Genomic DNA, 19,827 nt, shown 5'->3' with positions numbered 1-19,827 from the left:
TTTCCCAAGGCGGATCCATGAAAATCTGCGGCATCGAAATCAAAGGCAGCGAAGCGATCATCGCCGTCGCCTCCCTCGACAATCAGGTCCTGACCCACGTCGCTCTGGCCACCAAGAAAATCGCCCTCGACGACGATGACGAAACCGCCAACGTCAAAATCTTTGCCGCTGAGGTAGGGTCTTTTGTTCGCGAAAACAGCATCGACCGGATCGCCATCAAGAAACGCAGCAAAAAAGGTGAATTCGCCGGCGGCCCGACCACGTTCAAGATCGAAGGGATTTTCCAGTTGCTGGAAAACTGCGACGTCACCCTGCTCTCCCCGCAAACCATCAATGCGCAGAACAAGAAATTCGACTTCGAGTTGCCCGCGACGCTGAACAAGTATCAGCATGAGGCGTTTAAAGCGGCGTGTTCGGCGCTGATGAAGCAATAGGTGAGCCGCTTTCGAGTGGATTTATACCCAATTATTGTCCCGACTATAATTTATAGTCGCGGCAATAATTGACTATAAATGGCTGCATATTCGCCTCTTTCTCCGACGTCACTTGGCCGCAGAAACACCCTCGCGAACCTCACTCAACCTTCGTCGGTCCTCCCGTGGACACCGCGCAAACCTCGCCCGATAACTCCTGGTGAAATACGACGGCGATTCAAAGCCGCAGGCAATGCTTACCTCCAGCACGCTCATGTCAGTCTGGCGCAGCAGTTGCCGGGCCTTCTCCAGGCGCAAGCCCAGGTAGAAGTTGCTCGGAGTATCGTTGAGGTGCAGGCGAAACAGTCGCTCCAGCTGTCGGCGGGTTACCTTGATCGAGTCCGCCAGTTCCAGAGTGCTCAAAGGCGGCTCGCTGTGCTGTTCCATTTCGCCAATGACATGCACCAGTTTCTTGTTGCTGATGCCGTAACGGGTAGCGATTTGCATGCGCTGGTGGTCTTTGCGCGGTCGGATACGGCCGAGTACGAACTGTTCCGACACCTGGATCGCCAATTCCGGGCCGTGGGCCTGGCCAATCAGGTCGAGCATCAGGTCGATGGACGCGGTGCCGCCGGCGGAGGTGATGCGGCGGCGGTCGATTTCGAAGAGTTCCTGGGTGACTTCCAGCTGTGGATAAGATTCCTTGAAGGCATCGATGGCTTCCCAGTGCAGGGTGACCCGATGGCCTTCAAGCAGCCCGGCCTCGGCCAACAGCACACTGCCGGTGTCGATCCCGCCGAGAGTCACGCCTTCATGGTCGAGGCGGCGTAGCCAGTGCTCCAGCGCGGGCGTAGCAAATTTCAGCGGTTCGAAACCGGCCACCACCAGTAAGGTCGCCCCCTTTTTCAACGGCTCCAGCGCCGCATCGGCGTTGACCGACATGCCATTGCTGGCCAGCACCGCCCCGCCATCGGCGCTCAGCACATGCCAGCGGTACAGCTCGCCACGAAAACGGTTGGCCACGCGCAGCGGCTCGATGGCCGAGATAAAGCCGATGGCCGAGAAACCCGGCATCAACAAGAAGTAGAAATCCTGGGACATGGAGCGCACTCGGTTGGCGGGTAGCGTGTGGACGTTGATACGCCAGTTGCACGCGGCATTCAAGAGCGCAGGTCGCTACAGTGCAAGAGCTGGTCGCCGCAGTGCTCTTTCACGGGCCTTGAGCTGCGTAACTTGGCATCACCGGCGCACGAAGACGCCGGAACCCACAATAACGATCTGCCGAGGACCCTCCCCATGAAACGACTGATCAGCAGCTGTGTTCTTGCACTCAGCGGTACCGCTTTCTTGAGTTCCGGCGCCATGGCGGCCGACGCCGCCGCGTGCCAGAACGTGCGCATGGGTGTGGTGAACTGGACCGACGTAATCGCCACCAGTGCCATGACCCAAGTCCTGCTCGACGGCCTCGGCTACAAGACCAAACAAACCAGCGCCTCCCAGCAAATCATCTTCGCCGGCATCCGCGACCAGCGCCTGGACATGTTCCTTGGCTACTGGAACCCGCTGATGACCCAGACCATCACCCCGTTCGTCGATGGCAAGCAAGTCAAAGTCCTGGCCGAGCCAAGCCTCAAAGATGCCCGCGCCACCCTGGCGGTACCGACTTACCTCGCCGACAAGGGCCTGAAAACCTTTGCCGACATCGCCAAATTCGAGAAAGAACTGGGCGGCAAGATCTACGGCATCGAACCCGGCTCAGGCGCCAACACCCAGATCAAAGCGATGATCGCCAAGAACCAGTTCGGCCTCGGCAAATTCCAGTTGGTCGAATCCAGCGAAGCCGGGATGTTGTCGGCGGTGACCCGTGCGGTGAAACGCAACGAAGCCATCGTGTTCTTCGGCTGGGCGCCGCATCCGATGAACGTCAACCAGAAGATGACCTACCTCACTGGCAGCCAGGACGCCCTCGGCCCGAATGAAGGCATGGCCACGGTCTGGACCGTCACCGCGCCGAACTACGCCGAGCAATGCCCGAACGTCAGCCGCCTGCTGAGCAACCTGACCTTCACCGCTGAAGACGAGAGCCGGATGATGCAACCGCTGCTCGATCACAAAGACGCATTCGAATCAGCCAAACAATGGCTCAAGGATCACCCGCAAGACCAGCAGCGCTGGCTTGAAGGCGTGACCACTTTCGACGGCAAGCCGGCTGCTGAAAACCTCAAGCTGACCGGCAAATAACCCGAATCAAATCAATCTGCGCAGCGCCAAATGGCTGCGCAGTGACTCACAACGCCTGAAGGAAACCGCCTCATGAACCACGACGTCATCATCACCTGCGCACTCACCGGTGCTGGCGACACGACCGGCAGAAGCCCACACGTGCCAGTCACCCCGAAACAAATCGCCGCGGCCGCAGTGGAAGCCGCCAAAGCCGGCGCCACGGTAGTCCACTGTCACGTTCGCGACCCCGAGACCGGCAAGTTCAGCCGTGATGTGGCGCTGTATCGCGAAGTGATGGAGCGCATTCGTGAAGCCGACGTCGACATCATCGTCAACCTTACCGCGGGCATGGGCGGCGATCTGGAAATCGGTGCCGGTGAAAACCCGATGGAATTCGGCCCTAACACCGACCTGGTGGGCCCGCTGACCCGTCTGGCCCACGTTGAAGCACTGCTGCCGGAAATCTGCACGCTGGACTGCGGCACCCTGAATTTCGGCGACGGCGACACCATTTACGTCTCCACTCCGGCGCAACTGCGTGCTGGCGCCAAACGCATTCAAGAACTGGGCGTTAAGGCCGAGCTGGAAATCTTCGACACCGGTCACCTGTGGTTCGCCAAACAGATGATCAAGGAAGGCTTGCTGGACGATCCGCTGTTCCAGCTGTGCCTGGGTATCCCTTGGGGCGCGCCGGCCGACACCACCACCATGAAAGCCATGGTCGACAACCTGCCGGCCAATGCGGTCTGGGCCGGGTTCGGCATTGGTCGCATGCAAATGCCGATGGCGGCTCAAGCGGTACTGCTCGGTGGCAACGTGCGAGTCGGGCTGGAAGACAACCTCTGGCTGGACAAAGGCGTGCTGGCGACCAATGGCCAACTGGTTGAACGCGCTTCGGAAATCCTCAGCCGCCTGGGCGCCCGCGTGCTGACCCCGGCCGAGGGCCGGGCAAAGATGGGCCTGACCAAACGCGGTTAAACCCAGACACACCGCTCCCCCTGTGAGAGAGCGAGCTTATGTGGCGAGGGGGCTTGCCCCCGTTGGGTCGCGAAGCGGCCCCAAAACCTGCAGCCGTGGTGTGTCAGCCACACCGCATGCAATGTTTTACGACTGCTTCGCAGCCGAACGGGGGCAAGCCCCCTCGCCACACAAGCCCGCTCCCACAAGGGATCACCGAATTTCTTCAGGAAGTCACCATGAGCTTTATCACCGAAATCAAAACCTTCGCCGCGCTGGGCAGCGGTGTCATTGGCAGCGGCTGGGTGTCCCGCGCCCTCGCCCACGGCCTGGACGTCGTGGCCTGGGACCCGGCGCCCGGCGCCGAAGCAGCCTTGCGCAAGCGTGTCGCCAATGCCTGGGGCGCGCTTGAGAAACAAGGGCTTGCACCGGGCGCTTCGCAAGACCGCCTGCGCTTTGTTGCGACCATTGAAGAGTGTGTGAAGGACGCCGATTTCATTCAGGAAAGCGCCCCGGAACGCCTGGAACTGAAACTCGAACTGCACGGCAAAATCAGCGCCGCGGCCAAGCCCGACGCACTGATCGGCTCCAGCACTTCAGGCCTGCTGCCCAGCGAGTTCTACGAAGGTTCGACCCATCCGGAACGCTGCGTGGTCGGTCATCCGTTCAACCCGGTATACCTGTTGCCGCTGGTGGAAGTGGTCGGTGGCAAAAACACCGCGCCAGAAGCGGTGCAAGCGGCGATGAAAGTCTACGAATCCCTGGGGATGCGCCCGCTGCATGTGCGCAAGGAAGTCCCGGGGTTCATTGCCGACCGCCTGCTCGAAGCCTTGTGGCGTGAGGCGCTGCACCTGGTCAACGACGGCGTGGCGACTACCGGCGAAATCGACGACGCGATTCGTTTCGGCGCGGGTCTGCGCTGGTCGTTCATGGGCACATTCCTGACTTATACCCTGGCCGGTGGCGACGCTGGCATGCGGCACTTCATGGCCCAGTTCGGCCCGGCGCTGAAACTACCCTGGACCTATCTACCGGCACCGGAGTTGACCGACAAACTGATCGACGACGTGGTCGACGGCACCAGCGATCAACTCGGAACACACAGCATTTCGGCGCTGGAGCGCTATCGTGATGATTGCCTGCTGGCGGTGCTCGAGGCGGTGAAAACCACCAAAGAGAAACATGGGATGGCCTTCAGCGAATAACCCCCAGGCTGATGGGCCAGCAGGTCTGGCCCCTTCGCGAGCAATCTTCCACAGGGATCTGTTGGGTGACACAAATAGCAATCACACCCCAAATCAACTGTGGGAGCGAGCTTGCTCGCGATAGCGGCAGTCCAGCCACCACCAACATTCGGACTCCACACCATGCCAACCCTCACCACCTACAAAACCACCATCATCCCCGACTGGGTCGACTACAACGGCCACCTGCGCGATGCGTTTTACCTATTGATCTTCAGCTACGCCACCGACGCGTTGATGGATCAATTGGGCATGGACAGCAACAACCGCGAAGCCAGCGGCAACTCGCTGTTCACCCTCGAACTGCACCTCAATTACCTGCACGAAGTGAAACTCGGTACCGAGGTAGAAGTACAGACCCAGATCATCGGTCACGACCGTAAACGTCTGCACCTCTATCACAGCCTGCACCTGGTCGGCGAAGAACAGGAGCTGGCAGGAAACGAGCAAATGCTGTTGCACGTCGATATCGCCGGTCCACGCTCCGCGCCTTTCAGCGAGGCGGTGCTGGACAAATTACGGGCCATTACTGCGTTGCAGGTCGATCTGCCAAGACCGGCCTACATTGGCCGGGTAATTGGCCTGCCAGCGGAAAAATAACACGCCAAAAACAAGGAGACCGCATGAACACCGCCGCCGCTTTTGCCGACTTCCGCAGCTATCCGCTGATCAGTGCCCTGACCGCCGCGCAGACCCTGGCGGACCGTGTTCAGGTGCAGTGGGCCGATGGCCGATCGAGCCCGTTTCACCATCAGTGGCTACGGGACAACTGCCCGTGTCCGATCTGCGTCTATAGCGTGACCCGTGAGCAGGTGCTGGAAATCGCCGACGTCGCCGAAGACCTGGCGCCCCTCCTGACCCATATCGATGACGACGGTTGCCTGTGCATCGAGTGGCAGGACGGCCACAGCAGCCGCTTCGATCCCGGTTGGTTGCGAGCCCACGCTTACGACGATCAATCTCGTGCCGAACGGCGCGCCGGCCGGGCAAAAAGCCAGTTATGGAACAGCGAACTGAAGCTGCCGGTATTCGAGTATCAAGCCGTGATGGACGATCCCCAGGCGCTGCTGCAATGGCTGCTGGCGTTGCGTGATATCGGCCTTACACAAGTACGTGGCGTGCCCACCGAACCAGGCTCGCTGACGCAGATTGCCAAGCGCATTTCGTTTATCCGCGAGAGCAACTTCGGCGTGCTGTTCAACGTGCAATCCAAGGCCGATGCCGACAGCAATGCTTACACCGCTTTCAACCTGCCGTTGCACAGCGATTTGCCGACCCGCGAGTTGCAACCGGGGCTGCAATTTCTGCATTGCCTGGTCAATGAGGCGGACGGTGGCGAGAGCATTTTTGTCGATGGTTTTGCAATAGCCGAAGCCTTGCGCCAGGAAGATCCGCAAGCCTTTCGCAGCCTCTGCGATATCCCCGTGGAATTTCGCAACAAGGACCGCCATAGCGACTACCGCTGCCTGGCGCCGATCATTGCGCTGGATGCGCTCGGCCAGGTCAGCGAGATTCGCATGGCCAACTTCCTGCGCGGGCCATTCGATGCATCGGCAGAACAAATGCCCAAGCTGTATCACGCCTATCGCCGCTTTATCGCCATGACCCGCGAGGCACGCTTTCGCCTGATGACCCGGCTCAACCCCGGCGAAATGTGGTGCTTCGACAATCGCCGCACCCTCCACGCCCGCAACGCCTTCGACCCCACCACCGGGGCCCGGCATTTCCAGGGCTGCTACATCGACCGTGATGAGCTGTTGTCGCGGATATTGGTGTTGCAGCGCTAGACCGCGTCGCCACATATCTCCCCCACCGAACGGTCGCTCCAACCCTTTCCCCTATTGGGGCGAGGGAGATCGCCAGGACGATGACTTACCGGGGGAGAATTTTTAGATGTCCAAGAACAAGTTGGCTCGCCTTCTCCGTTGTGCCGGGGCGACCCCGTCCGGCTCCCTCTCTGCCGCTCTTCTTATAGCTAATCCCCGTGGTGCTAGCGGGTTACCTTGCACACCAGCTGCTAGACGTCGAAATGCTTCATCTGGATCTATCACTTTTGGCCAATGATCTTTCGGCGCTGGAGCTGTTGTTCTTTGAAGTTTATTGGTATCGAAGGTCTTGCGCGAATTACCGGCTTGAAGGGGCGTTGCAGTGATTGCCGTACCCTTCGATTTTGCGTTCGGGTATAGAGAATCATAGGAAGGAGGCGAGTCGCTAGGTCTTGATCTGGTCGAGGAGAGTGCGCTGCTAATTGCGCCCTTTTTAGTCGTATTGGTCAGGCGTTTTTGCAGCCCATTACCAAACCTCATAAAACCGGCTCCGAGACCCGCTGCCACACTGAGTACGATCAATGCCGTGCCGATGCTGGAGCCGGGATCGCTTGCTTGCGCTATACCCCCGCCGACCCCGGTTACGATTGAGGTCGCCATTAATGCACCGACAGGCGTTTTCAGATGCCTGAAAAGCAGAGACCCAACACCTATATGCCCCGTAGGGTCTAAGTAATTGATCGGATCTCCTGTGCAATACATATAGGGGTTCAGCCCGCCCGCGCCGAACGGACTGAAGTTATCCGGGCTATGAAAGCGCATCAGTACCGGATTGTAAGCCCGGTAGCCGTTACCCAGCATATACCAGCAAGTTTGTTGTTCTCGAAGTTCGCCATTGAACCCCAGCCGGGATGCGGGCTGCTGTTCCGCCGATTGCTGGCCGTAGGCTAAATAGGTCACTCGGTTGACGTGGTTTTGATTCACTTCGGCCAACACTGAGTTTTGTCTGTCGGTGGCAATCATGATCGTGCGCTGGTTGTTCTGAATGTCGCGGTAGGGAGAGCCCATAGAAGAACCAATCCTGAGAGCTGGCGATAAGGAGGGTCGTCTGTAGTTTTACGTGAGGCCATCGGGATTGTGTACTAGCAGAACTGCTAGGAAGAACCTGCTATAGCTGTGCAAAGCTAGCGACATCTCGATCACCACGCTGCGAATGCCCCCTCAAATCAAGACAAAAAAAAGCCCCGATCAAGCCGTGACAAGATCGAGGCAGAGGTTTGTTGCTGAGGAGCTTTGCGCGGAGGGTGACCAAACCGTTCGACACATGAGCTGAGGTCCAGTGTGCCCACTCATATCCCCTGTGAGTTAGCCGAAAACGACCTGTTCATAGGTATTGCGGCCATTACGACAAATCGCCCTTGCCGAGGCCCCCGAGTGCCTACCAGAATCGAGCCACGACCACGCTCCCTGAATAAGGATAAGAGTCATGATGCACGCAGATTTGATTGACCAGGACGACCTGCTGGGCCAGTTGAGAGCCCTGGGTTTTGAAGTGTCCAGCGGTGCGACCGCCGAGCAAGCCTGCGAGTGCGCGGTACGCGGCTTGAGCGATGCGCGGGCCCAGGCACTCAAAGGAATGGTCGAGCAGATGTACACCGGCAGCGCGACGATTCTGCCGGCAGTGCGTCAGGCTATCGACCGGCAATTGTTGCCGGCTTTGGCGCAGTACAAGCAGAGCCGTAGCGCCTGATAGATCGTCTCTCCCCGCTGATGCAGGGGCAGGAAGTGACACCGACCTGTGGCGAGGGGGCTTGCCCCCGCTGGGCTGCGAAGCAGCCCTGAAACCTGTGATCGCGCCTTGTCAGGCAGAACACTATAGCCGAGTCGACGACCGCTTCGCGGCCGAACGGAGGCAAGCCCCCTCGCCACAATGACCGCGCAAGGTTCGTTTACAGCCTCACACTGGCAAACGTCGACTCATTCCTCGCCTGGCTCAACGCCGACAGCGGTCCGGACAATGGGGCCAGTACCAGCGCCTGCGGAAGTGGCAACATCGCCACCTGTTGGGCGGTGTTGGAGCCGACACGCTCATCGCGTGGTGGAATGCCGAAGTATTCGCGGTAGCACTTGGAGAAGTGTGGCGTTGAAACGAAGCCACAGACCGAGGCCACTTCGATGATCGACATGGGTGTTTGCTTGAGTAGCTGCCGGGCGCGGATCAGGCGCAGTTTCAGATAGTAGCGCGACGGCGAGCAGTGCAGGTATTTCTGGAACAGGCGCTCCAGCTGACGCCGCGATACGGCGACATACACCGCCAGCTCGTCGAGATCGATCGGTTCTTCCAGGTTGGCTTCCATCAGCGCGACGATTTCCTGCAACTTCGGCTGGTTGGTGCCAAGCATGTGCTTGAGCGGCACGCGCTGGTGGTCCTGCTCGTTACGGATGCGCTCGTAGACGAACATCTCGGAGATCGCTGCCGACAGCTCACGGCCGTGATCGCGACTGATCAGGTGCAGCATCATGTCCAGTGGCGCGGTGCCGCCGGAGCTGGTGAAACGGTTGCGGTCGAGGGTGAACAGCCGGGTGCTCATGGAGACCCGCGGGAACGCTTCCTGCATCGACGCCAGGCATTCCCAGTGCACGCTGCAATCAAAGCCGTCCAGCAGGCCGGCGCAGGCCAGGGCCCAGCTGCCGGTGCAGACTGCACCGAGGCGGCGTGACTGGCGGGCCTGGCTTTGCAGCCATGACACGTGTTCACGGGTTACGGTGCGTTGGATACCGACACCGCCGCAGACAATGATGATGTCCATGGCGGGCGCTTTGTGCATCGAGGCGTCAGGGGTGATTTGCAAGCCATCGCTGGCCCAGACCTGGCCGCCGTCGGCGGTGAGGGTCGTCCAGCGATACAGCTCGCGACCGGACAATTGGTTGGCCATGCGCAGGGGTTCTACTGCGGAAGCCAAAGAAATAAGCGTGAAATTGTCCAGCAGCAAAAAGCCGATGGATTGAGGCGCACGGTTCTGGGGTTGGGCCCCGGAGTTGAACGACGTCATCGCGGTATCTCCTCACACAAAGCGGGTGATGGCCTCAGGCGGAGGCTCTTGTTATTGCCATCGTTCTCGCGCGGGAGACGGGCTTTGTTATGACAGAGCAATTGCCATGCCTAAAGTTGAATGAGCATTCAATAACTCCTGAAAACGACGTCGCGATGTGTCTATATAAGCCGTGCGCCGAGTGGGGGTTATAAGTGCCATTAATGCAGGCAAGTGCTCTAGCCCGTTGCGTGTGAGCAAATCGGTAGCACTTGTGGGAACGGCGTTGAGAAGCCTCGTAATGGAGTGTCACCAGAAGCACGGGTGACCGATGGTCAGGGCCGAATTCGAGCCCTGACCTGAGGATGATTCACTTATCTGTAAGCGACGCGCCAAAAGGTGGCGCGTTTGAAAGCGGGTGTTCACTTAGCGCGCAGTTTTGACTGGTCTGGCCTCATCGCGAGCTTGCTCCGGGCGGCGTTCCGACGATGAGATCAACTCGGTATCACTGTCTGAACCGAATCAACACTCCACCGCACTCACCGCCAGCCCACCCCGTGATGTCTCTTTGTATTTGTCGTGCATGTCAGCCCCGGTATCGCGCATGGTGCGGATAACCCGGTCCAGGGAGATAAAGTGCTGACCATCCCCACGCAAGGCCATCTGCGCGGCATTGATAGCCTTCACTGCGGCAATCGCATTACGCTCGATGCACGGCACCTGGACCAGGCCTCCGACCGGATCGCAGGTCAGGCCCAGGTTGTGCTCCAGGCCGATTTCCGCCGCGTTGCAGAGTTGCTCCGGGGTCGCACCGAGAATTTCCGCGAGCCCGGCCGCGGCCATGGCGCAGGCCGAGCCGACCTCGCCCTGGCAACCGACCTCGGCCCCGGAAATCGAGGCGTTCTTTTTACACAGAATCCCCACTGCCGCCGCGCTCAGGAAATAGTCGACGACATTCGCCTCGGTCACCACTTCGCTGAATTTCATGAAATAGTGCAGCACTGCCGGAATGATCCCGGCCGCGCCGTTGGTCGGTGCGGTAACCATGCGCCCACCAGCGGCGTTTTCTTCGTTGACCGCCAAGGCGAACAGGTTGACCCATTCCATGGCGCTCAGGGTCGAGCCGATCACATTGGGCTTGTTCAGCTCCTGCAGGCTGCGATGCAGCTTGGCCGCGCGGCGCCGTACATTCAGTCCACCCGGCAAGATGCCTTCGTGCTTGAGCCCTTGCTCGACGCAGTCCTGCATGGCGCGCCAGAGCGTCATCAGGCCACTGCGAATCTCTTCTTCCGAGCGCCAGACCTTCTCATTGGCCAGCATCAGCTCGGCCACCCGCAGGTTGTGCTTCTGGCAGAGGCTGAGCAGTTCAACCGCACTGGAGAAATCGTACGGCAGCACGGTGCGATCAAGGTCCGCTACACCACTGCTGGCTTGCGCCTCATCGACGACAAAGCCGCCGCCAATCGAGTAATAGGTGTCGCGATGCAATTCGCCATTCTCGCCTTCGGCGACCAGGGTCATGGCGTTGGGATGGAACGGCAGGTTTTCATCGATCAGGCGCATGTCCCGCGCCCAAACGAAGGGGATTGGTAAACGACCGTCGAGCAGCAAGGTATTGGTTTCGCGCAGGGTCTCGATGCGCACGCCGATCTGCGATGGATCGATCACGTCCGGCCATTCGCCCATCAGGCCCATGATCACTGCATTGTCACTGCCGTGACCGATGCCGGTGGCCGACAGCGAGCCATACAGCTGAACTTCGATGCGCTGCACTTGTTCCAACACATTACGTTCACGTAAAACCTGCACGAAGAGCGCGGCTGCGCGCATCGGCCCAACCGTATGTGAACTGGATGGGCCGATACCAATCTTGAACAGGTCAAACACACTGATAGCCATTACCGCGAACCTCCTGATGAGCACACTCCAGGCGCCAAGGCGCCCGGTGACGGAGCTGCTACGCTCAACGCCGAGACCACCGCATCATCAGGCTTTTACAGCAAGGCACGACGTCTCACACCGACTCACTCATGCCCACTAACGTCGCTATCTGCCAACAGCAGGTTCCGGCCGTTTTTTGCGGTGCAGATGGGTAAAAAGTGCGGTTGCCGGGCTGAAAAAACCTGTAAACGACGTCACCAACACTGGATGCGACCCTCCCTGTACTGGATACGACGCACCCTGTAGGCGTCAGATTTTCACTGGTACATGATCGTATCGACTCGATTGCAAGGCGCCGTGGTAGAAAGTTCCAAAAACGCCATCCAACCGCAACATATAAGCGCGGTCGTCCAGTCGGAATACCGCCGAAAAAACACCAAGGAGTCCACCCATGAAAGGTTCCCAGTCGTTGTTGTTGGCCGCCATGCTGAGTCTGCCGGTTCTGGCTCAAGCCGCAGAACCGGCTCAATGCAGCACCGTAAACTTCTCCGATGTCGGTTGGACCGACATCACGGTCACCACCGCGACCACCAGCGTCGTCCTCGATGCGCTGGGCTACAAAACCAAAACCACGATGATTTCCGTGCCAGTGACCTACAAGTCCCTGGCCGATGGCAAGAACATGGATATCTTCCTGGGTAACTGGATGCCAACCATGGAGAACGACATCAAGGCCTACCGCGATGCCGGCACCGTGGACACCGTGCGCGCCAACCTGGAAAACGCCAAATACACCCTGGCCGTGCCAGAAGAGCTGTACAACAAGGGCCTGAAGGACTTCGCCGACATTGCCAAGTTCAAGAAGGAACTCGACGGCAAGATCTACGGCATCGAACCGGGTAACGACGGTAACCGCCTGATCCAGAGCATGATCGACAAGAACGCTTTCGGCCTCAAGGACGCTGGCTTCAAGGTGGTCGAGTCCAGCGAAGCAGGCATGCTCTCGCAGGTTGATCGCGCCCAGCGCCGCAACACCGCGGTGGTCTTCCTGGGCTGGGAACCGCACCCGATGAACACTCGCTTCAAGATGAAGTACCTGACTGGCGGTGACGACTTTTTCGGCCCCAATTTCGGTCAGGCAACCATCTACACCAACACCCGCAAGGGCTATGCCCAGGAATGCAGCAACGTTGGCCAGCTGCTGAAAAACCTGTCGTTCACCTTGAACATGGAAAGCACCCTGATGGGCAACGTCCTGGACGACAAGATGAAGCCTGATGTGGCGGCCAAGGCCTGGCTGAAGAAGAACCCAGAGGTGCTCGACACCTGGCTGGCTGGCGTGACCACCATTGACGGTAAACCAGGCCTGGAGGCCGTTAAAGCCAAGCTGGCGAAGTAACCGCAGGCTCCCGGCGGGTTCGCCCGCCTGGATACGTAATTTTTCCTTGCATGTGGACGTTCAATACCATGCTGACTGATCACAAAATCCCCCTGGGCCAGTACATCTCTTCGTTCGTTGAATGGTTGACGCAAAACGGCGCCAGCACCTTCGATGCGATCGCTGTGACACTGGAAACGATGATCCATGGCGTGACGTTTGCGCTGACCTGGTTCAATCCGCTGGCATTGATTGGCCTGATCGCGCTACTGGCACATTTCATTCAACGCAAATGGGGTCTGACGGCCTTTGTCGCACTGTCCTTCCTGCTGATTCTGAACCTGGGATACTGGCAGGAAACCATGGAGACCCTGGCCCAGGTGCTGTTCGCGACACTGGTCTGCGTGGTGATTGGCGTGCCGCTGGGCATCGTCGCGGCGCACAAGCCCATGTTCTATACTTTCATGCGTCCGGTACTCGATCTGATGCAGACCGTACCGACCTTCGTTTATCTCATTCCTACCCTGACCCTGTTCGGCCTGGGTGTGGTACCCGGTCTGATTTCAACGGTGGTGTTCGCGATTGCCGCGCCCATCCGTCTGACTTACCTGGGTATCCGCGATGTACCGCAAGAGTTGATGGACGCCGGCAAGGCCTTTGGCTGCTCGCGCCGTCAGTTGCTCTCGCGCATTGAACTGCCCCACGCCATGCCAAGCATCGCTGCCGGCATCACCCAGTGCATCATGCTCTCACTGTCGATGGTGGTGATCGCGGCACTGGTGGGTGCTGATGGCTTGGGTAAACCCGTGGTCAACGCACTGAACACTGCCGATATCGCCCTGGGCTTCGAAGCCGGCCTGGCGATCGTATTGCTGGCGATCATGCTCGACCGTATCTGCAAACAACCCGACGCCAAGGTAGGGAGTGACGCATGAGCATAATCCGCTTCGATAAGGTAGACGTTGTCTTCTCCAAAGATCCGCGTGAGGCCCTCAAGCTGCTGGACAAGGGCATGACGCGTGACCAGATCCTGAAACAGACCGGGCAGATTGTCGGTGTTGAAAAGGCCAGCCTGGACATCGACAAAGGCGAAATCTGTGTACTGATGGGCCTCTCCGGTTCCGGGAAATCCAGCCTGCTGCGCTGCATCAACGGGTTGAACACTGTCAGCCGCGGGCAACTGTTCGTCGAGCATGAAGGCAAGCAAATCGACATCGCCTCCTGCACCCCGGCCGAACTTAAAATGATGCGCACCAAACGCATCGCCATGGTCTTCCAGAAATTCGCCCTGATGCCCTGGCTGACGGTGCGCGAGAACATCAGCTTCGGCCTCGAAATGCAGGGCCGGCCAGAGAAGGAACGGCGCAAGCTGGTCGATGAAAAGCTTGAACTGGTGGGCCTGACCCAGTGGCGCAACAAGAAACCCGATGAACTCTCCGGCGGTATGCAGCAACGGGTCGGCCTGGCCCGTGCGCTAGCGATGGACGCCGACATCCTGCTGATGGACGAACCCTTCTCGGCACTCGACCCGCTGATCCGCCAGGGCCTGCAAGATGAATTGCTGGAACTGCAAAACAAGCTGAACAAAACCATCGTATTCGTCAGCCACGACCTCGATGAAGCCCTGAAGCTGGGCAGCCGCATCGCGATCATGAAAGACGGCCGGATCGTCCAGTACAGCAAGCCGGAAGAAATCGTGCTGAACCCGGCCGATGACTATGTACGGACCTTCGTTGCCCACACCAATCCGCTCAACGTCCTCTGCGGTCGCAGCCTGATGCGCACCCTGGACAAATGCAAACGCATCAACGGCTCGGTATGCCTGGACCCGGGCGGCGACTCCTGGCTCGACCTGGCCGAAGGCAACACCATCAAGGGCGCACGCCAGAACGGCGCCAGCCTTGATCTGCAGAACTGGGTACCGGGTCAGGCAGTGGAAGGCCTGGGCCGTCGGCCAACCCTGGTGGACTCCAATATCGGCATGCGCGAAGCGCTGCAGATCCGCTACCAGACCGGCAACAAGCTGGTATTGCATGACAACCAGCACGTAGTCGGGATACTCGGCGACAGCGAGCTCTACCATGCGTTGCTAGGGAAGAATCTGGGATAAGGACAAGACACACAAAAACGCCGCGAGAGGATCGCGGCGTTTTTGTTAGTGCACGTGTTGGGCTGTAAACACGGACAAATGTGGCGAGGGGGCTTGCCCCCGTTCGGCCGCGGAGCGGTCGTAAAACTGACGACTGAGTTCTACCTGGCAAACCGCAATTGCAGATTTTAGGGCTGCTTCGCAGCCCAGCGGGGGCAAGCCCCCTCGCCACAATGGTGCTGCGGTGCACCTGCTGCACCGCATCACCTCAAGCCTCAGCTATACACCCGGCCAAGGAGCTGCCGATGGCTTTCAAACTGATCGAGCACGTCACGGGTGATCTGATCCTGAGTGAAGCCCATCAAGTCATAGTCCTGGCTGCCGTTGTGCAGATACACCTCGGCGCGGTAGTAACGCTGGCGCGCCTCATCGGACTGAGCCGACTCGGTCGGTGTCGCAAGATAACCCTCCAGGCTCACTTCGTAGACAAAAGGGTTGCCCTCTTCCATCTCGAGCCGCACGCCCATGCAACGCTTGGCCTTGCCCAGCAACGTTTGCACATCCAGGCCCTGAGCGCGCAGTTGAGCAGCGGCATCTTCCAACGCCGGGCTGACTTGCTTGTCCATAAAGCGCTGAACAATCGATTGGCTCGGTTGCAGGTCCAACTGAGTCAAACGCTCGCTGAAACCACGGCGACCGCGAGCGGCCAGTTCCGCTTGCTCCTGTTCGATCTGCACGTCCTGGCGCATGGCCTTGTGCAAGCCGAACATGAACAGCACCAGCACCACCGAGAACGGCAGCCCCGCCAGCACCACCATGGTTTGCATGGCTTCGAAGTTACCGGCGAACAACAGACCGATGGTGACCAGGGTGATGACCACCGACCAGAAGATCCGCAACCAGTGTGGCGCGTCTTCGTCGACAGTGCCGCCCTTGCAGGACAGGTTGGCCATCATTACCGCGCCGGAATCCGCCGGGGTCAGGAACAGCACGAAGCCGACAAAGATCGACACACCGATCACGATCTTCGACGCCGGGTAATGCTCAAGCAGTTGATAGATCGCCATGGACGGTTGCTCCAGGGCTGTTCGCCCGAGCTCCACCGCCCCATGGTTCATCACCAGGTCCAGCGCCGAGTTACCGAAGATCGACAGCCAGGCCAGGGTGAAGCCCAGCGGAATCAGCAACACGCCGGCTACCAATTCACGCACGGTACGGCCACGGGAAATACGCGCGATGAACATGCCGACGAATGGGGCCCAGGAAATCCACCAGGCCCAGTAGAACAGGGTCCACAGGCCCAGCCAGCGGTCGGACTTGTCGCTGTCGCCTTCGTACACATAGAGGTCGAAGGTCTTCAGCACCACACCGTTGAGGTAATCACCGATGTTCTGCACGAAGCCGTTGAGCAGGTGCAGGGTCGGGCCGAACAGCAGCACGAAAATCAGCAGCCCACTGAACAACACGATGTTCAGGTTGGACAACCGGCGGATGCCGTTTTCCACCCCGGACACGGCAGCGATGGTCGCCACGGTGCTCATCACGATGATCACGATCAGCAGATTGGTGTTGCTGTGTTCCATGCCGAACAGGTTTTCCAGCCCCGACGACACCTGCAGCGAGCCTATCCCCAGGTTGGTCACCAGGCCCAGCAGGGTCACAAACATGCCGAAGCCGTCCACCGCGTGACCGGCCGCGCCCTTGACCCAGCGCTCGCCCATCAGCGGGTACAGCGCCGAACGCAGGGCCAGCGGCTGGTTATGACGGTAGGCAAAGTAGGCCACGGCCAGACCGACCAGGGCGTAGATCGCCCAGCCATGCAGGCCCCAGTGCAGGAATGTCAATTGCACCGCCTGACGTGCGGCGAGGTTGCTGCCCGCGACACCTTCCGGCGGATTGAAATAGTGGTCCAGCGGCTCGGACGCACCGAAGTACAGCAGCGAGATGCCGATGCCCGACGAGAACAACATCCCGGCCCAGGCGCCGTAGCTGAAATCCGGGGTGTCGTCCTTGCTGCCCAGTTTGAGCTTGCCGTAGGACGAAAACGCCAGGCCTACGACGAATACGAGGTAAGCGGCAATCACCACCATGTAGTACCAGCCGAAGCTGCGGGACAACCAGGCCTGGGCAATACCGAGCAATCTGCCGGCCTCTTGCGGGGCGATGATCAGAATGGCGGTCAACAGCAGAATCAGCGCGGTGGAGGTGTAGAACACCCAACCGTTGACCGTCACCTTCTCGGGCGGGGTCTTTATAAGAGAGGCAGAACTCATGGCACAGATGCTCCAGGCAGTGCGAGAGAAAGACACAAGGCAGTGCATCACCCGACCAATCGCTTAGTTGGCAGCCGACCGACGGGTGATATAAAGACACCCCGAAAAAAGCCCGAACCCACAGAGACTGCGTTGAGAACCGGTTACGAAGACCTGGCACGAACAATTGCCAGCCCTTTGGGCCGCAGCGTCCAATACTTCGGTCTTCGGCGGTTCACGCCATGCCCTGCTTGGGTTTCGAGCTTTTCGGGATTTCACTTTTTCGCCATTTACACGTAGGAAAAATCTGTAAGCAGCGACGAATTGTCGCAGATCTTATTCTTTGTTGATTGAACGTTCAATCAAAACAAAATAGACTGGCCTTCACGCCGGTAGCCGTTTGACGACTGCTGGCAGGCCTAAGGAGATGTGCAAGATGCCCAAGGTCGGTATGCAACCCATACGCCGCCAGCAGTTGATCGAAGCCACGCTACAGGCGGTCGATCAGGTCGGAATGGGGGATGCCAGCATTGCGCTGATCGCCCGTTTGGCCGGTGTCTCGAATGGCATCATCAGTCACTATTTTCAGGACAAGAACGGCCTGATCGCTGCCACGGCGCAGTATCTGATGAGTGTCCTCAGCGAGAACGTCACCGCGCGCCGTCAGGCGCTGGAGGACAACAGCCCACGGGCCCACCTTCAGGTGATTATCGAAGGCAACTTCGACGCCAGCCAGGTCAATGGCCCGGCAATGAAAACCTGGCTGGCCTTCTGGGCCACCAGCATGCACCACCCGTCATTGCACAGGTTGCAGCGGATCAACGATCACCGCCTGTATTCCAACCTGTGCTGCCAGTTCCGCCGTGTGTTGCCGCTTGATCAAGCGCGCAGCGCCGCCCGTGGTCTGGCAGCCCTCATTGACGGCTTGTGGTTGCGCGGCGCGCTGTCGGGAGATGCTTTCGACACTGAGCAAGCGCACCAGATCGCTTACGAATACATGGATTTCCAACTGGCCAAGCAGGTGAGTTAGAGCACACATAACCGCTCAGCCCCTGAACCGCCACTGACCAGCGCTGCCCCAGCTGATACGGCACGCCCAGTGGTCAACGCCAACCACTTATGCACTTGCGAGGACACTATGGCCCGTTTCGAACTGCAAAAACTTTACATCGATGGCGGTTACTCCGACGCCAGCAGCGACGCCACCTTCGATGCCATCAACCCGGCTAACGGTGAAGTCCTCGCACAAGTGCAGCGTGCGTCCAAAGAAGACGTCGAGCGTGCGGTTGTCGCCGCCGAAAAGGGCCAGAAAATCTGGGCCGCCATGACTGCCATGGAGCGTTCGCGCATCCTGCGTCGTGCCGTTGACATCCTGCGCGAGCGCAACGATGAACTGGCGGCCCTGGAGACGCTGGACACTGGCAAGTCGTACTCCGAAACCCGTTACGTCGACATCGTCACCGGCGCTGACGTGCTCGAGTACTACGCAGGTCTGGTCCCGGCCATCGAAGGCGAGCAGATCCCGCTGCGCACCACTTCCTTCGTCTACACCCGTCGCGAGCCTCTGGGCGTTGTGGCCGGTATCGGCGCGTGGAACTACCCGATCCAGATCGCCCTGTGGAAATCCGCACCTGCCCTGGCGGCCGGTAACGCGATGATCTTCAAGCCAAGCGAAGTCACGTCCCTGACCACCCTGAAGCTGGCCGAGATCTACACCGAAGCCGGTTTGCCGGACGGCGTGTTCAACGTCCTGACCGGTAGCGGCCGTGAAGTCGGCACCTGGCTGACCGAGCACCCTCGCATCGAAAAAATCTCCTTCACCGGCGGCACCGACACCGGCAAGAAGGTCATGGCCAGCGCTTCGAGCTCCTCGCTCAAAGACGTGACCATGGAACTGGGCGGCAAGTCCCCACTGATCATCTTCGACGACGCCGACCTCGATCGCGCCGCCGACACCGCGATGATGGCCAACTTCTACAGCTCTGGTCAGGTCTGCACCAACGGCACTCGCGTATTCGTACCGAGCCACCTGAAAGCCGCTTTCGAAGCCAAGATCGTTGAGCGCGTAGCGCGCATCCGCATCGGCAACCCGCAAGACGAGAACACCAACTTCGGCCCGCTGGTCAGCTTCGCCCATATGGAAAGCGTGCTCGGCTACATCGCCAAAGGTAAGGAAGAAGGCGCTCGCCTGCTGTGCGGCGGTGATCGTCTGACCGACGGCGAATTCGCCAAAGGCGCATTCGTGGCACCGACCGTGTTCACCGACTGCACCGACGACATGACCATCGTTCGCGAAGAAATCTTTGGTCCGGTGATGAGCATCCTCAGCTATGAAACCGAAGAAGAAGTGATCCGTCGTGCCAACGACACCGACTTCGGCCTGGCCGCCGGTGTGGTCACCAAGGACCTGAACCGCGCTCACCGCGTGATTCACCAGCTGGAAGCCGGTATCTGCTGGATCAACGCCTGGGGCGAGTCCGACGCCAAGATGCCAGTCGGCGGCTACAAGCAGTCGGGCGTGGGCCGTGAGAACGGCATCAGCTCGCTGAACAACTTCACTCGCATCAAATCGGTACAGGTCGAGCTGGGCGA

General features: G+C 59.4%; 17 protein-coding genes. 12 read left to right on the top strand and 5 right to left on the bottom strand.

The features are described from left to right. Positions 1-17 precede the first annotated feature (17 nt). Positions 18-434 (top strand): DUF3010 family protein, encoded by a 417-nt coding sequence (locus F8N85_RS30430; protein WP_150807147.1) that lies wholly within the window; start codon positions 18-20, stop codon positions 432-434. Between the two features lie 108 nt (positions 435-542). On the opposite strand, the gene F8N85_RS30425 is transcribed toward F8N85_RS30430, so the two are convergent. Further along, on the bottom strand, positions 543-1,514 hold the full coding sequence (locus F8N85_RS30425) for a GlxA family transcriptional regulator (RefSeq protein WP_150807146.1): 972 nt from the start codon (positions 1,512-1,514) through the stop codon (positions 543-545). Between the two features lie 195 nt (positions 1,515-1,709). On the opposite strand from F8N85_RS30425, the gene choX reads away from it, so the two are divergent. The 5 genes from choX to F8N85_RS30400 all read left to right on the top strand — a co-directional run bounded on the left by choX (position 1,710) and on the right by F8N85_RS30400 (position 6,624). Beyond that, on the top strand, positions 1,710-2,654 hold the full coding sequence (choX, locus tag F8N85_RS30420; RefSeq protein ID WP_150807145.1) for a choline ABC transporter substrate-binding protein: 945 nt from the start codon (positions 1,710-1,712) through the stop codon (positions 2,652-2,654). Positions 2,655-2,726: 72 nt separating this feature from the next. Next, positions 2,727-3,614 (top strand): 3-keto-5-aminohexanoate cleavage protein, encoded by an 888-nt coding sequence (locus tag F8N85_RS30415; protein ID WP_150807144.1) that lies wholly within the window; start codon positions 2,727-2,729, stop codon positions 3,612-3,614. Between the two features lie 218 nt (positions 3,615-3,832). Next, positions 3,833-4,798 (top strand): L-carnitine dehydrogenase, encoded by a 966-nt coding sequence (locus F8N85_RS30410; protein ID WP_150807143.1) that lies wholly within the window; start codon positions 3,833-3,835, stop codon positions 4,796-4,798. Between the two features lie 162 nt (positions 4,799-4,960). Further along, positions 4,961-5,437, top strand: a complete 477-nt coding sequence (locus F8N85_RS30405; RefSeq protein ID WP_150807142.1) for a thioesterase family protein — start codon at positions 4,961-4,963, stop codon at positions 5,435-5,437. 23 nt (positions 5,438-5,460) lie between these two features. Beyond that, positions 5,461-6,624, top strand: a complete 1,164-nt coding sequence (locus tag F8N85_RS30400) for a gamma-butyrobetaine dioxygenase (protein WP_150807141.1) — start codon at positions 5,461-5,463, stop codon at positions 6,622-6,624. 102 nt (positions 6,625-6,726) lie between these two features. On the opposite strand, the gene F8N85_RS30395 is transcribed toward F8N85_RS30400, so the two are convergent. Further along, on the bottom strand, positions 6,727-7,671 hold the full coding sequence (locus tag F8N85_RS30395) for an RHS repeat-associated core domain-containing protein (RefSeq protein ID WP_150807140.1): 945 nt from the start codon (positions 7,669-7,671) through the stop codon (positions 6,727-6,729). A gap of 418 nt (positions 7,672-8,089) precedes the next feature. Here F8N85_RS30395 and F8N85_RS30390 point away from each other — a divergent pair, with 418 nt between their 5' ends. Then, on the top strand, positions 8,090-8,353 hold the full coding sequence (locus F8N85_RS30390) for a hypothetical protein (RefSeq protein WP_150807139.1): 264 nt from the start codon (positions 8,090-8,092) through the stop codon (positions 8,351-8,353). Positions 8,354-8,552: 199 nt separating this feature from the next. On the opposite strand, the gene F8N85_RS30385 is transcribed toward F8N85_RS30390, so the two are convergent. Then, complete coding sequence (locus F8N85_RS30385) at positions 8,553-9,656, bottom strand: GlxA family transcriptional regulator (RefSeq protein ID WP_150807138.1); 1,104 nt, start codon at positions 9,654-9,656, stop codon at positions 8,553-8,555. A gap of 501 nt (positions 9,657-10,157) precedes the next feature. Beyond that, the gene (locus F8N85_RS30380; protein ID WP_150807137.1) at positions 10,158-11,534 is read right to left on the bottom strand and encodes an L-serine ammonia-lyase; all 1,377 of its coding nucleotides are present in this window, start codon (positions 11,532-11,534) and stop codon (positions 10,158-10,160) included. A 433-nt stretch (positions 11,535-11,967) separates the two neighbouring features. Between F8N85_RS30380 and F8N85_RS30375 the strand changes: the two genes are divergently transcribed. The 3 genes from F8N85_RS30375 (at position 11,968) to choV (ending at position 15,004) form a co-directional block, all read left to right on the top strand. Continuing rightward, on the top strand, positions 11,968-12,915 hold the full coding sequence (locus F8N85_RS30375; protein WP_150807136.1) for a choline ABC transporter substrate-binding protein: 948 nt from the start codon (positions 11,968-11,970) through the stop codon (positions 12,913-12,915). Between the two features lie 68 nt (positions 12,916-12,983). Then, positions 12,984-13,829 carry a choline ABC transporter permease subunit gene (gene choW / locus F8N85_RS30370; RefSeq protein ID WP_150807135.1) on the top strand — a complete coding sequence of 282 codons (846 nt, stop codon included), beginning with the start codon at positions 12,984-12,986 and terminating at the stop codon, positions 13,827-13,829. Continuing rightward, positions 13,826-15,004, top strand: coding sequence for a choline ABC transporter ATP-binding protein (gene choV, locus F8N85_RS30365; RefSeq protein WP_150645410.1), 1,179 nt, complete (start codon positions 13,826-13,828; stop codon positions 15,002-15,004). Before choW ends, choV begins: the two co-directional genes overlap by 4 nt. A 254-nt stretch (positions 15,005-15,258) precedes the next feature. Here the strand turns inward: choV and F8N85_RS30360 are convergent, their stop codons facing one another. Then, positions 15,259-17,199: a BCCT family transporter gene (locus F8N85_RS30360; RefSeq protein ID WP_224795778.1), complete on the bottom strand. Its 1,941-nt coding sequence runs from the start codon at positions 17,197-17,199 to the stop codon at positions 15,259-15,261. Between the two features lie 472 nt (positions 17,200-17,671). Here F8N85_RS30360 and betI point away from each other — a divergent pair, with 472 nt between their 5' ends. Together betI and betB are read left to right on the top strand one after the other, a co-directional pair. Then, the gene (gene betI / locus F8N85_RS30355) at positions 17,672-18,265 is read left to right on the top strand and encodes a transcriptional regulator BetI (RefSeq protein ID WP_150645411.1); all 594 of its coding nucleotides are present in this window, start codon (positions 17,672-17,674) and stop codon (positions 18,263-18,265) included. A 108-nt stretch (positions 18,266-18,373) separates the two neighbouring features. Next, positions 18,374-19,827: betaine-aldehyde dehydrogenase (gene betB, locus F8N85_RS30350; protein WP_150807133.1), on the top strand; the 1,454-nt coding region annotated here is incomplete at its 3' end.

The sequence above is a fragment of the Pseudomonas fluorescens genome, assembly GCF_902497875.1.
Classification (GTDB): domain Bacteria; phylum Pseudomonadota; class Gammaproteobacteria; order Pseudomonadales; family Pseudomonadaceae; genus Aquipseudomonas; species Aquipseudomonas fluorescens_BR.
This window is presented reverse-complemented; position numbering and strand designations above follow the sequence as displayed.

What these genes read in the sequence shown, in the direction of transcription:
- F8N85_RS30430 (WP_150807147.1), top strand. Translation starts at nt 18, where the DNA reads ATGAAAATCTGCGGCATCGAAATCAAAGGCAGCGAAGCGATCATCGCC.
- F8N85_RS30425 (WP_150807146.1), bottom strand. Translation starts at nt 1,514, where the DNA reads ATGTCCCAGGATTTCTACTTCTTGTTGATGCCGGGTTTCTCGGCCATC.
- choX (WP_150807145.1), top strand. Translation starts at nt 1,710, where the DNA reads ATGAAACGACTGATCAGCAGCTGTGTTCTTGCACTCAGCGGTACCGCT.
- F8N85_RS30415 (WP_150807144.1), top strand. Translation starts at nt 2,727, where the DNA reads ATGAACCACGACGTCATCATCACCTGCGCACTCACCGGTGCTGGCGAC.
- F8N85_RS30410 (WP_150807143.1), top strand. Translation starts at nt 3,833, where the DNA reads ATGAGCTTTATCACCGAAATCAAAACCTTCGCCGCGCTGGGCAGCGGT.
- F8N85_RS30405 (WP_150807142.1), top strand. Translation starts at nt 4,961, where the DNA reads ATGCCAACCCTCACCACCTACAAAACCACCATCATCCCCGACTGGGTC.
- F8N85_RS30400 (WP_150807141.1), top strand. Translation starts at nt 5,461, where the DNA reads ATGAACACCGCCGCCGCTTTTGCCGACTTCCGCAGCTATCCGCTGATC.
- F8N85_RS30395 (WP_150807140.1), bottom strand. Translation starts at nt 7,671, where the DNA reads ATGGGCTCTCCCTACCGCGACATTCAGAACAACCAGCGCACGATCATG.
- F8N85_RS30390 (WP_150807139.1), top strand. Translation starts at nt 8,090, where the DNA reads ATGATGCACGCAGATTTGATTGACCAGGACGACCTGCTGGGCCAGTTG.
- F8N85_RS30385 (WP_150807138.1), bottom strand. Translation starts at nt 9,656, where the DNA reads ATGACGTCGTTCAACTCCGGGGCCCAACCCCAGAACCGTGCGCCTCAA.
- F8N85_RS30380 (WP_150807137.1), bottom strand. Translation starts at nt 11,534, where the DNA reads ATGGCTATCAGTGTGTTTGACCTGTTCAAGATTGGTATCGGCCCATCC.
- F8N85_RS30375 (WP_150807136.1), top strand. Translation starts at nt 11,968, where the DNA reads ATGAAAGGTTCCCAGTCGTTGTTGTTGGCCGCCATGCTGAGTCTGCCG.
- choW (WP_150807135.1), top strand. Translation starts at nt 12,984, where the DNA reads ATGCTGACTGATCACAAAATCCCCCTGGGCCAGTACATCTCTTCGTTC.
- choV (WP_150645410.1), top strand. Translation starts at nt 13,826, where the DNA reads ATGAGCATAATCCGCTTCGATAAGGTAGACGTTGTCTTCTCCAAAGAT.
- betI (WP_150645411.1), top strand. Translation starts at nt 17,672, where the DNA reads ATGCCCAAGGTCGGTATGCAACCCATACGCCGCCAGCAGTTGATCGAA.